The 14,113-nt window shown below is 52.1% G+C and carries 12 protein-coding genes and 1 pseudogene; 7 read left to right on the top strand and 6 right to left on the bottom strand.

The genetic code is table 11. The features are described 5' to 3' along the window. Positions 1–46: 46 nt before the first annotated feature. The 5 genes from moeB to epsC form a co-directional block, all read right to left on the bottom strand. Positions 47–1,222, bottom strand: a complete 1,176-nt coding sequence (gene moeB / locus KKH3_RS00995; RefSeq protein ID WP_039354951.1) for a molybdopterin-synthase adenylyltransferase MoeB — start codon at positions 1,220–1,222, stop codon at positions 47–49. After that, complete coding sequence (locus tag KKH3_RS00990) at positions 1,219–1,509, bottom strand: MoaD/ThiS family protein (RefSeq protein ID WP_039354946.1); 291 nt, start codon at positions 1,507–1,509, stop codon at positions 1,219–1,221. The genes moeB and KKH3_RS00990 overlap by 4 nt, the downstream gene beginning before the upstream one ends. Positions 1,510–1,584: 75 nt before the next feature. Next, positions 1,585–2,013 carry a M67 family metallopeptidase gene (locus tag KKH3_RS00985; RefSeq protein ID WP_080756513.1) on the bottom strand — a complete coding sequence of 143 codons (429 nt, stop codon included), beginning with the start codon at positions 2,011–2,013 and terminating at the stop codon, positions 1,585–1,587. After that, entirely contained in the window at positions 2,013–2,912 is a 900-nt protein-coding gene (locus tag KKH3_RS00980; RefSeq protein WP_052201269.1) for a PLP-dependent cysteine synthase family protein, read from the bottom strand. The genes KKH3_RS00985 and KKH3_RS00980 overlap by 1 nt, the downstream gene beginning before the upstream one ends. A 181-nt stretch (positions 2,913–3,093) precedes the next feature. Continuing rightward, positions 3,094–4,059, bottom strand: coding sequence for a serine O-acetyltransferase EpsC (gene epsC / locus KKH3_RS00975; protein WP_052201268.1), 966 nt, complete (start codon positions 4,057–4,059; stop codon positions 3,094–3,096). Positions 4,060–4,247: 188 nt separating this feature from the next. On the opposite strand from epsC, the pseudogene KKH3_RS22545 reads away from it, so the two are divergent. The 7 genes and pseudogenes from KKH3_RS22545 to KKH3_RS00945 form a co-directional block, all read left to right on the top strand. Beyond that, a pseudogene (locus KKH3_RS22545) lies at positions 4,248–4,427 on the top strand (hypothetical protein); the annotation flags it as partial. Between the two features lie 618 nt (positions 4,428–5,045). Further along, the gene (locus KKH3_RS00970) at positions 5,046–6,041 is read left to right on the top strand and encodes a LysR family transcriptional regulator (RefSeq protein ID WP_039354937.1); all 996 of its coding nucleotides are present in this window, start codon (positions 5,046–5,048) and stop codon (positions 6,039–6,041) included. 251 nt (positions 6,042–6,292) lie between these two features. After that, complete coding sequence (gene aspA, locus KKH3_RS00965) at positions 6,293–7,732, top strand: aspartate ammonia-lyase (protein WP_039361982.1); 1,440 nt, start codon at positions 6,293–6,295, stop codon at positions 7,730–7,732. A gap of 331 nt (positions 7,733–8,063) precedes the next feature. Continuing rightward, on the top strand, positions 8,064–9,485 hold the full coding sequence (locus KKH3_RS00960; RefSeq protein WP_039354934.1) for a TolC family protein: 1,422 nt from the start codon (positions 8,064–8,066) through the stop codon (positions 9,483–9,485). Then, positions 9,482–10,480, top strand: a complete 999-nt coding sequence (locus KKH3_RS00955; RefSeq protein ID WP_039354930.1) for an HlyD family secretion protein — start codon at positions 9,482–9,484, stop codon at positions 10,478–10,480. The genes KKH3_RS00960 and KKH3_RS00955 overlap by 4 nt, the downstream gene beginning before the upstream one ends. Further along, the gene (locus KKH3_RS00950) at positions 10,480–11,595 is read left to right on the top strand and encodes an ABC transporter permease (RefSeq protein WP_039354927.1); all 1,116 of its coding nucleotides are present in this window, start codon (positions 10,480–10,482) and stop codon (positions 11,593–11,595) included. Before KKH3_RS00955 ends, KKH3_RS00950 begins: the two co-directional genes overlap by 1 nt. Beyond that, the gene (locus KKH3_RS00945) at positions 11,589–12,779 is read left to right on the top strand and encodes an ABC transporter permease (protein WP_039354923.1); all 1,191 of its coding nucleotides are present in this window, start codon (positions 11,589–11,591) and stop codon (positions 12,777–12,779) included. Before KKH3_RS00950 ends, KKH3_RS00945 begins: the two co-directional genes overlap by 7 nt. A 30-nt stretch (positions 12,780–12,809) precedes the next feature. Here KKH3_RS00945 and KKH3_RS00940 read toward each other — a convergent pair whose 3' ends face one another. Beyond that, positions 12,810–13,955: an alpha/beta hydrolase gene (locus KKH3_RS00940; RefSeq protein WP_039354920.1), complete on the bottom strand. Its 1,146-nt coding sequence runs from the start codon at positions 13,953–13,955 to the stop codon at positions 12,810–12,812. Between the last annotated feature and the right edge of the window lie 158 nt (positions 13,956–14,113).

The following is a 14,113-nucleotide window of genomic DNA, read 5'->3' as shown; positions in this document are numbered from 1 at the left end:
CTTAGGTTTTACTTTCAATAAGTGATGTTTACACTGCCCTGCGTTTTCAGTACTGCGGAAGGCGGGTATCCACATCCTGCGCCCACGCGTTAATGCCATCTTTCAAATTTAATACCCGGCCGGTATAGCCAGCCCGCTGCAAGGCACGTATCGCAAACAGACTGCGCTGCCCGATCTTGCAGAGGAACACGGCATCCACAGCAGGATCGAATTCATCAATACGGCGCACGATCTGCCCAAGCGGAATGACCTTGGCATTGGGGAACTTCACGATCGCCCGCTCGTGTGGTTCACGAATATCGATCAGCTGTAGCGGCTTCTTCGCATCCAGCCACGCCTTCAACTCGCGAGCCGTGACGCTCTCGATCGGCACCTCTTCTTCGTTAGGTTTTAAGCCACAGAACTCCTCATAGTCGATCAGCGCGTGAATTGTCGGGTGCTCGCCACAGACCGGACAGTTGGCGTCCTTTTCCAGCTTCAGCTCGCGTTGTTTCATCTCCCAGACGTCGAATAACAGCAGACGCCCGACCAGACTCTCACTACCGCCGACGATCAGTTTGATGGCCTCTGCCGCCTGAATGGTGCCAATAATCCCCGGCAGCACGCCCACTACGCCGCCTTCGGCACAGGAAGGCACCAGCCCTGGAGGTGGCGGCGTCGGGTAGAGGCAGCGATAGCACGGGCCCGCTTTGGCATAGAACACACTCGCCTGACCTTCAAACTGAAAAATAGAGCCGTACACATTAGGTTTACCAAGCAGTACGCAGGCATCGTTGATGAGATAGCGGGTAGGATAGTTATCGGTGCCATCAACAACGAGGTCGTAATCGCGGATGATATCCAACGCATTTTTACTACTGAGCTGCGTGTTGTAGGTTACGACCTCAATATCCGGATTGATGGCTCGGATTTTATCTTTGGCGGACGCCACCTTGGGGCGATCGATATCCTTGGTGCTGTGGATGATTTGCCGTTGCAGGTTGGATACTTCGACAAAATCGAAGTCCACGATGCCGATGGTTCCTACGCCTGCGGCAGCTAAATACAGTGCGACCGGTGCACCCAGCCCCCCCGTACCAATCAGCAATACGCGTGCACTTTTCAGGCGTTGTTGCCCTTCCAGCCCGACTTCCGCCAGCAGCAGGTGGCGGCTGTAACGTGCGATCTCCGCGTGTGACAGTTCCGTTAGACGGTCGTCGGGGATAATGCTTGGAATACTCATGCCCGCACTCCGGCACCACCCGCAATGGCGGGTACCAGAAGGACCTCGTCGCCACTTTTAACCGGCGTATCTAAACCACCGGTGGTTTTTATATTGGTTTCACCTACGTATAAATTGATAAAAGCGCGCAGCGAGCCATTCTCTTCATAGAGATGCTGATGAATATCGGGGTAGCCAGCAGCTAATGCCGCCACCAGTTGCCCAACAGTTTCACCTTCCAGGCTCACTTTCCCCTGGCCGTCGGTAAAAGCGCGTAATGCGGTCGGAATCAATAATGTCACTGCCATCGTTATGCTCTCTCTGCCATGTTCAACATCAGGGCACATCGTCCCCATCACTTTGTTACTGCCTATCGCTGCTGATCACTGCGCAATGTCGACCACTTCCTGTTCAAAACGCTGTCGATCCTGCGTCAACCGCCAACTGGTGAGATCGGTAGATTTCCCCTTGGCAACGGCAACGATGATGTAGGCATAAAACGGCAGGGCATGCTCACGGTCATACTCAGACGGGATGGCCGGATGATCCGGGTGCGAATGGTAGAAACCCACCACGTCAATGTCCTGCGCTCGCGCCGTGCGTTCTGCCAATAGGTAGTCGTCCGCCGTGATGATAAAACGGTGATATTGCTCCTGCGCCTCGCGCGCGTTGACGATGGGCAGTAGCGCCGTCACATGTGCATCACCGTTCTTGTCAAAACTCCCCAATAGCGCACCGCAACACTCATTGGGGTACGTTTTTTCGCCCTCTACTCGAATCAGGCGCTCCGTTTGCGTTGTTAATCGAATCATCAGCTTTCATTCCAAAAAGGATCTGCCAGATAGCGCGAACCGGTATCGCAAAGCAGTGTCACGACCACCGACCCACTCGGCAGCGTCTGAGCTAGCTTCAAGGCTGCCGCCACATTGGCACCTGAAGAGATGCCAGTAAAAATACCTTCGCCATTCGCCAGATGACGAGTGGCGACATAGGCTTCTTCCGTCGTTACCGTCACCACGCCGTCCTGCAACGTTTCATCCAAAATGCCCGGTTTGATGCTGCTAGCCATGTGCTTGGTGCCCTCAATACCATGCAGAGGAGACGCAGGCTGTACTGCTAACGTCTGAATACGAGGATTTTCCTGCTTTAGCCGCCGCGCACTGCCGACAAAGCTGCCAGAGGTGCCCATGCTGGTGATAAAATGCGTAATACGCTGGTGTGTTTGCTGCCAAATTTCCCAACCGGTTGTGGCAAAATGTGTATGGGCATTAACGGGATTGTTGTATTGATCGGGGTAAAAATAGCGTTCGGGGTCTTGTTCCACCTGCGTTCTTACCGCCAGATAAGCGCCATCGGAGCCTTCTAGCGGATCGGTTTCTACGATCGTCGCACCGTAATGGCGAATAATCTGTTTACGCTCATTGCTGGTGTTCTGCGGCATATAGAGCACCACGTCATAACCAAGCGCCGCACCGATCATCGCGTAGGCAATCCCCGTATTGCCGCTGGTGGCGTCAATGATCGTCTTTCCACGCACGAGCTTCCCCTGAGCAATACCGTCAAGCACCATAGCTTTTGCCGCCCGATCTTTTACCGAACCGCTGGGATTCATAAACTCCGCTTTTGCCAACAGAGAAACACCCTGCGTTTTTTCAGAAAAATGCGGCAGTGCTAACAATGGCGTATTTCCGACAAGATCAAGAATACTCATACTTATTTCCGTAAGCAGGCGATTTATTCTTTATTTTTAATTAAAGAAAAAAACAATGGAGCCTCTATTTGAAAAACAGAGATAATCATAATAAAAACTTATTATTTAGCTCCAGCATAGAAAATATAAATATCGATAACTTATTATTTAAAACAAAACCAGAGAGTAAATAATGAGAAAATCAAATCCCATCACCATCTTTATATTGGCTTTGTAATAGATTCGCTTGTCGAATATTGCTGTCCGGCGGCGTGTCGCGAGTTAACCACACGTTACCACCAATACTCGAACGTGCACCGATAGTAATACGCCCCAGCAATGTCGCTCCCGCGTAGATCACCACATCATTTTCGATAATCGGATGGCGAGGATAGCGTTTTTTCAAATTACCATTGCTATCAGTAATGAAATTCTTAGCCCCCAGCGTGACAGCCTGATAGATACGCACTCGCTTTCCAATAATCGCCGTTTCGCCAATCACCACGCCTGTGCCGTGATCGATAAAAAATCCTTCATCAATCTGCGCGCCGGGATGAATATCGATACCGGTCTGGCTGTGTGCTTTCTCTGTGATTATCCGCGCCAGTAGCGGGAAATCCAGTTGGTAAAGCACATGAGCTAAACGGTAATGAATCACGGCGTGAATACCTGGGTAGCACAACAGCACTTCATCAATACTGCGCGCGGAGGGGTCACCCTGATAGGCAGCCAGAATATCACTGTCGAGTAGTTTGCGTATTTCAGGCAACTGCGCGGCGAACCGCTTGATGCGACTGATAACACGTTGATCGCCAGTATGCGTATTATCCAGATGGGATGATTCGCCAGCGTTATAACGCTGCTCCAATAGGGCTTCTTCAGCCAGACGATCGAGCACATTACCCAGTAGATACCCTACGTAATAGTCTTCACTCTCTTTTTTAAGATCGGTGGCTCCTAAACGCATGGGGTACAAAATTTTTGATAACATATCGACAATACTACTGACGTTCTCTTTCGAGGGGAAAAGGCGCTTATTATGATAATCACTCTGTAGGTATTTCTCACGCCATTGCTGACGAACGTCTTTTAATCCATCAACAATGCTGTCTAAATGCCAGTTGATATTTTCCTGTGAAGTATAAAAATTTTCACTTAATTGCGGCATAATGTTCTACCTCTTAAAAACAGCATTACAATAGATATAATAAAAAGTTCGTAAACTAAGGTCTTAACCGAATTAATTAGAATATGAATCTGATAGTGTGCTTTGCCGATCGGCAAAGCAAATGATTTTATAATCTTTAAATAGTCAACTTTTGAATAAATGAAGCTCCACTGAATAACGCCTCTCAGCACCTCGGCGACACGCTGCAAAATAACCTAGAACTCCCGCAGGAAAGCCTCAGTCAGCTCGGCGCTTGCCTCAGCGCCACCGCACACCTGATTCCAGCACTGCTGGAAATATGCGAACAGGCGGAACGTCATGTACGAACGATAACATCAGTGGGCGGCGTGCCTCTTACCACACAATAAAAACAATGAGTTACACTATTCACATTGTCTTTTATACACAAATACAGGGATTCATCACGAGTTTTGCCGTTATTCGGCGTAAAAATTATGCAGCGGTGTGCATGAGCACCGAGTGAGCGGCATGGATGCCGCGAAAGCCAGTGCCGCGTAGGGAACGCGTCACTGGCGGCTCGACTAGTGCTCATGAACACCGATGGCACCGCAAAGCGGCATAATTTCCGCCAAAAGCCTGGGGTCTCGGGGCGAGCGGCGTTTGAGCCGTCCCGAGTCGGGCGCGTGCTATGAGATAGCATGAATACTGAGGCATTATCGCGCACGAAAACGTCTCTCAGACTGCATAAAAATATGACTAAAAAGCAGCTACACAAGGGGGAGAGCCAAGAATCCGCAATGAAAATAAAACCGATGCCCTAGCACGGTCACACCCTGTAATTCATTTCACCTTCAGATCCGCTAAAGCTAGAAATAAGAAAAAATTAATCAGTGACGCGACCTGTATTTTTTCTGAAGTTAGCCGACTATTCTGACATCAGTTAGCGAGGTCGTAGTCAGCGAGATGAGATAGACTAACGCTTCATATTTCGACGACATTCACCTTGCAGCGTAGGCAAACTCATAATGGTTAAACGCACAGTGTCCGCCAATAAATCGATCGATATGTACGCCGTCTATGTTTTTGTGACGATGGCGGAAGCAGGAAGCATGACGGCAGCCGCCGCGCGGCTAGGCCTGACACCCTCTGCCATTTCGCAGACGATTCGGTTATTGGAAGAAGATTTCGGCGTCAAATTGGTTAACCGGGCTCGTCGCCCCTTTGTCCTGACGCCCTACGGCATTGCGTTGAAAAACCGCGGAGAAATCCTGACGGAGGAGATCGCGAACCTGAAAGCACAGGTGCTGGAAGCAGGGAAAGGGATTAAACCTGACTTACGTATCGGCCTGGTGGATTCATTCGCGATCACTTGCGGTTCAGTGTTTACCAAGAGTTTGATGAAAAGTTCGTCGCAGTTGTTGATTCGTACCGGACTCAGCCCGCAGCAGGGTGAAGCGCTAATGCGTCGCGAGCTGGATATGATCGTCACCAGCGACCCGTTGATCGACAGCGATAGCGTGGTGCGTCATCAGCTATTTTCCGAAGGCTATTTCATTATCACGCCGCCGGATTACCGCAAACGCATCAAAACGGTTGAAGATATCCGCGAGCTTTCCGCCGCGCTGCCGCTGGTACGCTTTAACCGGAACTCGCAGATTGGGATGCAGATTGAGCGTTACCTGCGCCGCATCGATGTGCGCGTACCGAACATGCTCGAATTTGATAACGCAGATACCTTAACGTCGATGGTGGCGGCAGGCATCGGTTGGGCGGTCACCACCCCGCTGAGTTTCCTGCAATCCGTTGCACACTCCCGCGAGGTGCTGACGCATATGCCGGAACCCGTCAATATCAAGCGCTCGCTGTATATTGTCGGGCACCGTGATGAATACAGCGCGTTCTTTGAAGAAGCGTGCGATGTCACACATGACATTATCAAAACCGTATTTATTCCGAAATTGAAAACGCTGAACCGTGGAATAGAAAAGCTGGTTGAGATTAACCCGGATAATACGGAATAACCGTTAGGTATAACTATTCGCGATTGGGAGACAACAGATAAATGGAGGAATATATCCACCACTAGCCATTTAACGATGCTAATTCCATGTTCGTCTCCCCGAGAACGTTTTTTAGTCATGATTTTATCAAAATCGTGATGGGTTCGTGTTACCTGAAAATCAAAAAACAGGAAAGACAAACCCTAAAAAATCATAGTCTTAATATTGAAAGCGATGCGATGTACATCGAACAAGAAAAAGGAAGAAGATCCATGTCAACGAATATCCGTATTGAAGAAGATCTGTTAGGTACGCGTGAAGTCCCTGCTGATGCCTATTATGGTATCCATACGCTGCGTGCGATTGAGAACTTTTATATCAGCAATAGCACCATCAGTGATATTCCAGAATTCGTCCGCGCCATGGTGATGGTAAAAAAAGCCGCCGCGCTGGCGAATAAAGAACTGCAAACCATCCCGCGCAACATTGCCAACACGATTCTGCAAGCCTGTGATGAAGTGCTGAATAACGGTAAATGCCTGGATCAGTTCCCGGTCGATGTGTATCAGGGCGGCGCAGGCACATCAGTCAACATGAACACCAACGAAGTGCTGGCGAATATCGGTCTGGAACTGATGGGCCACCAGAAAGGTGAATACCAATACCTGAACCCGAACGACCACCTGAACAAATGCCAGTCTACCAACGATGCCTACCCGACCGGCTTCCGCATCGCGGTGTACACCTCAATCCTGAAACTGGTCGAAGCGATTACTCAACTGAGCGATGGCTTTGAGCGTAAAGCAAAAGAGTTTGAAAACATCCTGAAAATGGGTCGTACCCAGTTGCAAGATGCCGTGCCGATGACCCTCGGACAGGAATTCCACGCGTTCAACGTGCTGCTGAAAGAAGAAAACCGCAACTTGTTGCGTACCGCTGAGCTGCTGCTGGAAGTGAACCTGGGCGCGACCGCCATCGGTACACGTCTGAACACGCCGGATGAGTATCAGAAACTGGCCGTTCAACATCTGGCAAAAGTCAGCGGTCTGCCTTGCGTACCGGCTGAAGACCTGATCGAAGCCACCTCCGACTGCGGTGCGTACGTGATGGTGCACAGCGCCCTGAAACGTGTGGCGGTAAAACTGTCGAAGATCTGTAACGACCTGCGCCTGCTGTCTTCTGGCCCGCGCACTGGCCTGAACGAAATCAACCTGCCGGAATTGCAGGCAGGTTCGTCCATCATGCCAGCCAAAGTTAACCCTGTCGTACCGGAAGTGGTCAATCAGGTATGCTTCAAAGTCATCGGCAACGATACGTGCGTCACCATGGCGGCAGAAGCGGGTCAGTTGCAGTTGAACGTGATGGAACCGGTTATCGGACAAGCGATGTTCGAATCCATCCAGATTCTGTCCAGCGCCTGCTACAACCTGCTGGAAAAATGCGTCGACGGCATTACCGCTAACAAAGAGGTGTGTGAAGCTTACGTCTTCAATTCTATCGGTATCGTGACCTACCTGAACCCGTTCATCGGCCACCACAACGGCGATATCGTTGGGAAAATCTGTGCCGAAACCGGTAAGAGCGTACGTGAAGTGGTACTGGAACGCGGCCTGCTGACCGAAGAACAGTTGGACGATATTTTCTCCATCCAGAACCTGATGCACCCGGCCTATAAAGCCAAACGCTATACCGACGAAAATGAAGCCGTTTAATTAGCGTTTTTGTCACGCTGGCCCGGAGTACAATCCGGGCCTTTGCTGACTAATTATTTATTAGAAAATAGTCATCGTTATTTACATCATAAAACCCAGTTCCACAGGCATTATTTCCCTTCCAATAATTTTTCCAATTTAACCCCTTATATTATTTGAATAATTGGGGATTTAGACCAAAACTAAATCATCTCCGAAAATAATAGGGCATAACGCGGTTTGTTTACCTCAGCGTTAGCCCTGTTTCTTTATCCTACACAGGCTTCGCTTTTTAGCAGGCTTATTCCTACCACGTTGGCGGCATTTGGGTAAAAGGATGATTTCACTTGGCATGCCTCGATTAACATACGGCAACACCCGGCTTTTGACTTATTTCCCCGTAGCACTGCTGCTGTTGCAATGCTGGTCGTCCACGGCATTTGGGCAAACCATCTCGTTTAATCAGGCCTGGGCTCGCCTGCTGCAAAGCGATGACAGTATTGCCGCCGAACACGCAGGGGTCGATCGCGCGCAATTCTTGAAGGAATCTGCCAAAGGTCTCTACTGGCCGCAGGTCAACGTGGGCGCAAGCTATACGCGCCTCGACAAACCTGTCGAACTGGACGCGCGCGACTTAAACCCGTTGGCAAATCACCGGGATATCTTTGCCGCGCTAAATCAGCTGATTAATATCAATGGCAATCCCTTCGTCACCCGTTTCACAGAACAAAATGTGGTCACCAGTTCCGTTCAGGTCGTCTGGCCGTTATTTACCGGCGGGCGGATTGATGCGGCACAGTCGATCCGTGCCGCGCAGGTCAATGAGGCTGAGCAGATGCTGATCGTCCGTACGCTGGCGCAGTTTGAGGCACTGGCACAGACTTACTACGGCGTGGTAATGGCACATCAGGTGATGAAGACGCGTCAGGATATCGAGAAAGGCATGGCGCAGCACTATGACCACGCCCGCAAGCTGGAAGCGCAAGGCCAAATCGCCCGAGTCGAGGTGCTGTCCGCCCAATCGGCTTATGACATGGCGCGTATCGAAACACAAAAGGCGCGGCGCAGTATGGAGACAACCGAAATGGTCTTCGCAAAGCTGATCAAGACAGAAGGCGCAACCCCCTCTTCTACACTGTTCGTCAACAAAACGCTGCCCGAACTGCCTGCGTTGGTGAAACAAACGCTCAACACACATCCCGGCTTAAAGGTGCTCTCCGCCAAGCGCGATCAGGCTAAGGATCTTATTCGTATTGAACGCGCCAAATACGCCCCTGACGTGTTTCTTTTCGGCAACTATCAACTCTATGAACAGGATACGCTGGCTGCCAGAACCACGCCGGACTGGATGGTGGGCGTCGGTGTGTCCGTCCCGCTCATCAGCCGCGAAGGCCGTTCCGACAATATCGCCGCCGCCAAAAGTGCAGAAATGCAGGTTAACCATCTGGAAGCCGATATGCGCCAAAACCTTGAAATAATGGTCGAGAGCACATGGCGAGAAGCCCGACTGGCGCTGGAAGAGTTCAATTCCCTGTCTTCGACAGAAAAGCTGGCCGAAGAGAATGTCCAGCTACGCAACAAGGCGTTTATGCAGGGCATGTCTACCTCACTGGACGTCGTGGATGCGCTAAACCAGCTGGTTGGCGCCAAAACACAACGCGCTTCCGCCGCCTATCGCTACGTGGTTTCCATCGCCAGATTGATGGCGATTTCCAGCCAGATAAACCGCTTCTCTGACTACCAGACCCAGTACGCCATACAGGTGACGCCATGACGCAGTCCTCCTCTTCTTCGCGTTCGAAACGCAAATGGATCCTTCAGGCTGTCCTGTTGATCGTGATTATCTGGATAGCCTATCGCTTCTGGCTCGCCTATCAGCCCGAACCGATACGGCTACAGGGACAAATCGAAGCGCAGCAGTATTCGGTATCTTCCAAAGTGCCGGGTCGTATTGCCGATGTGCGGGTAGAAAAAGGCCAGCAGCTTAACGTTGGCGATCTCGTCTTTACGCTCCTAACGCCGGAACTGGACGCGAAGCTAGAACAGGCGAAAGCGGGTGAAGCCGCAGCAGGCGCGGTGGCGCTGGAGGCCAAAAAAGGGGCGCGTGAGCAGCAAATCGCCGCGGCAAAAGATCAGTGGCAAAAAGCCAAAGCCGGTTCGGAGCTAAGCCATAAGACCTATCTACGCGTGCAAAATCTCTATCAGGAAGGCGTGTTGCCGCTGCAAAAACGGGATGAAGCTAAAGCCTCATGGGAGGCCGCCCGCTATACCGAGGGGATGGCGTGGCAGGAATATCAAATGGCGCTGGAAGGCACACGCAAAGAAACACAGGCAGCGGCAGAGGAAAAAGTCCGTATGGCAGCGGGTTCCGTGGCCGAAGTGGAAGCCTATCTGGCAGAGGCGCGCGTCGTCAGCCCCCACACCGGAGAAGTCAGTAATGTGCTGCTGCGCAGCGGCGAAATTGCGCCACAGGGCTTCCCCGTGGTTACGCTATTGGACATGAGCGACATCTGGATTCAGTTGGCGGTACGTGAGGATCTCCTTGAACGCTTTGCGATGGGTACCGAGTTTGAGGCGCGTATTCCCGCGCTGAACAACCAGACATTCCGGTTTAAGGTGTCTTATGTTTCCGTCATGGGGGATTTCGCCACATGGCGGGCCACAGATACGCGACAAGGATTCGATATGCGGACATTTGAAGTAGAGGCGCGCCCGATTCAACCGATTAGCGGGCTGCGCGTTGGCATGAGCGCATTGGTAGAACTGTGATGATACGTGAGTGGAAAGCGCTATGGCGTGACCGCTGGGGGATGGCCTTAGCACTCTGGTTACCGCTTATCACCATGCTGATTGCCTGGTGGACGCTCTCCGGCGCGATTGTCCGCGAACTTCCTATCGGCCTGATCGATCTGGATAACAGCACGATGTCGCGCCAATTTGCCAGAGCGCTACATGCCTCCCCCTCTTTCAACCTGAACCATCAATTCTCGGCAGTAACGGACGGTGCAACGGCGTTGCGCGGCGGCGAGATCTACGCGCTGGTGGTGATCCCACGTCACTTTGAGCGTGATAGCCGTCTGGGAACGTTACCCACGATCACCGCCTGGAATAACGGGCAGTTTGTGCTGATTGCCAAAGTCATTAACAGTTCGCTGGCGTTGGTAGCGGGGACGTTCAACGGGCAGATCGCGGTGATGCAGGCGCTGGCTCAGGGGGCTGCCGTTCCTGAAGCCAAAGGGCTGGCGATGCCGATTGGCGGACAGATTACCGCGCTGTTTAATCAAAATTCCAACTACGCCCAGTTTTTGCTGAACGCGATTATCCCCTCGATCTGGTCAATTCTGCTTGCGCTATACGGCCTGAATACGTTGGCTCGAGAGGATCGACGCGGAGCACACTGGGAACCGGAGAACCTCGCCGCCATCGGGTCTAAATTCCTGACGCACTGGCTGATCGGCTGGGCATGGGGCGGCGTCTGGAGTTACATGCTGTATAGCCTGCTTAATTATCCACTCAACGGCTCAGCGCTGCTGCTCTTCGTCTCGATCGGCGTGACCGCTGGCGCCTGCGTCGCGCTGGGCATGGCCTTCTATGCGCTGATTCGCGATCCTGCACGCGCCGTTTCCATCGTCGGGGCGTTAATGGCTCCCGGACTGGCGTTTATGGGCATCACCTTTCCGGCCGCAGCAATGGAGACCTTCGCCACGTTCTGGCGACAGCTGTTGCCCGTCGCTCACTACGGTGATATCGCGATTGCCATCACCAGCTACGGTGCCGGATTCATTCAGATCGCACCTGCGCTGACGGCGCTCACCCTATTCTGGCTGCTGCTACCGCTCACGCTGTGGTGCTATCGGCCAGGTGACAAGGAGGCAGCATGCTGACCTTCGCCAAACTCATCCGATTTGAGTTGCGCAGCTTACTGCGCGATCCGACGATCTTGCTCACCCTGTTCGGTGGGATTCTGCTCTATTCCTTTCTCTATCCGCGCCCTTACCTCGCCCAGACACCGCGTGAACTGCCGGTGGTGCTGGTTGATGAAGATGGCACCCAGCTCTCACGTCGTCTGGCGTTTATGGCCGATTCCACGCCAGAAGTTCAACTGGTGGCACAGCGCAATACGCTGGATGACGCCAAGGCGCTGCTTCTGGATGGCAAAGCGAAAGGGATCCTCTACATTCCGCGTCATTTCTATCGCGATATCATGCAGGGAAAAAACGTCACGGTAAGCTACTCAGCAGATGCCAGCTACTTCCTGATCTACGGCGCGATCGCACAGTCTCTGGCGACAGTCGGCGGCACCGCGGGCGCGCAGGTTAAAATCGCACGCCTGCTTGCTCAGGGGGAAGGCATACCCGCCGCCAGCTCACAGTGGCAGGCAACCTCGCTGAATGTTGTGCCGATATTTAATCCCACGATGGGCTATGTCGATTACGTGGTTCCCGGTGTTTTCATGTTGATACTGCATCAGATTTTGCTAATGGGATGCGGCTTGCTGGGTGCCGGTCAAAACCAGCACACGCGCTCTGGCGACGTTCGCTACTGGCAATACGCGACACCGTGGCGTTTGCTGCTGGCCCGTACATTGGTCGTTGGCGGTGCCTATCTGCTCTCACTGCTCTACATGCTCGGTTTTTGTCTCGATGCCTACGGCATTGCACGCGAAGCCAGTCTGAGCCAGGTACTTTTGTTTGTATTGCCCTTTCTGCTCTCAACGCTGTGGCTCGGTGTGGTACTGGGAGCGGCCTTTACACGCAAAGATCTTCCCAGCCAGGCCGTGCTGCTGTCCTCTATCCCTATCGTCTTTCTTTCTGGTTTCATCTGGCCTGTGGAGATGATCCCTGCGCCTCTGAACTGGCTTGCACAGTGGGTACCCGCCGTCTTCACGATTCAGGGAATATTGCGCCTTAATCAGATGGGCGCTGACTTTGCCCAAATCGGCGCATTTTGGTGGCATTTGTGGATGCTAGCCGTGCTGTACGGGCTACTGGCGTGGGGGATGCTGGCGTATCGGCAGCGGCAATATCGCCGGGAGAGTCAGATCTCGCGGCGATGGCTGGAAAATTAATGTCCCGGTAGGTACGCCGGGACAAGAGGCTTACGGTTTTGCCGACCACACAAAAGGAGCCGAATCACGCAGTGAAACGTTAACCGTTTCACCGTGGTTCATGCCTTTATATTCATGTACCTCTGCTGACGTCCCGGCACTAATGACATCTTCCGCAAAGTGAAGCTGCATCTTTGTAGGCACATTGATGTCATTAGTTCCAATCCCGATGAAGACCGGTTGGTTAACCTTGAGTGTGTTATAGCGCAAACTCGCGGTCTGACTGTCCAGCAATTCCTGAATCGCAGGCTTCAGGCTATTCTTCGCATTCAGCCCCTCGGCCATCACCTTTTGCGTCAGCTCGCCGATACACATTTTACGCGCGTCAGCGACAACGGCGGCGGCTTTCGGTGTGAAATAATCATCAACCTTAAGCTCTTTATTCACATCAGCCGCCGAGAGATAGATATACATCACATAAGGGATTTTCGGATCGCCACCTTCTCCGCCTGCTCCATTTTCCCCAGCAAAAAGATCTGCCGCAGAGGTTTTGTCGTCAAAATAAGGCGTTCCAGTCAATACCGTCGATACGATATGCAGATTCGGCGCATAATCCGGTTGGTAGCCCGCTGTCGCAAAGGCCGCATGCGCCCCCTGTGACTGGCCGACAAGCGTTAACTGATTGCGCAACGGGAATGTACTTAGCGATGCTGTTACGCTATCCAACACGCTCCATGCCTCGCCTCGAGCGTTGAGATAGTGATGCAGCCCATCAGATCCAAGCCCCGCGTAGTCCGGTGCCACAATGGCAAACCCCAACGACAACCAGGTATTTAAATACTGTGCATCCCGTGCTGAACGTGGATTGAGAGACGGTGCGCAGGAAGCCGCCACACCTATCGTTCCATGCGTCCACACCACGACTGGCCAGCCACCTTCTGGCGTTTCACCTTTAGGGATGAAAACAGCGCCGGTGTCGTTCCGTGGACTTTTGCCATCCACACCACTTCGAGAGTGATACTGGATCCGATACTGCTCAGCCGCCTCCAGTAAGCCATACTCCTCACCCAACTGCACTTTTTTCACTAGCGAGCCTGGTGCCTTCGTGTCTGCGGAAGAAAGCGGTGCCACCACACAGGCTGATATGATGAGACATAACGCTAAGGGGGATTGCTTTATTTTAGGCAAATGAAACATGACATCTCTCCAGAGTTATTTAATTAAGTATCGCTCTAAAAGATAGCCCAATTATGGATTTATGGACGTGATGGCTTTATTTTTTATCAGTAAATTCAATAGCTAACTGATTATTAGGCAAAGCAAGTTAACGCCATTCCGATCTTTACATTGGCGTT

Origin of the sequence: Pectobacterium actinidiae, assembly GCF_000803315.1 — a bacterium.
Classification (GTDB): Bacteria; Pseudomonadota; Gammaproteobacteria; order Enterobacterales; family Enterobacteriaceae; genus Pectobacterium; species Pectobacterium actinidiae.
This window is presented reverse-complemented; position numbering and strand designations above follow the sequence as displayed.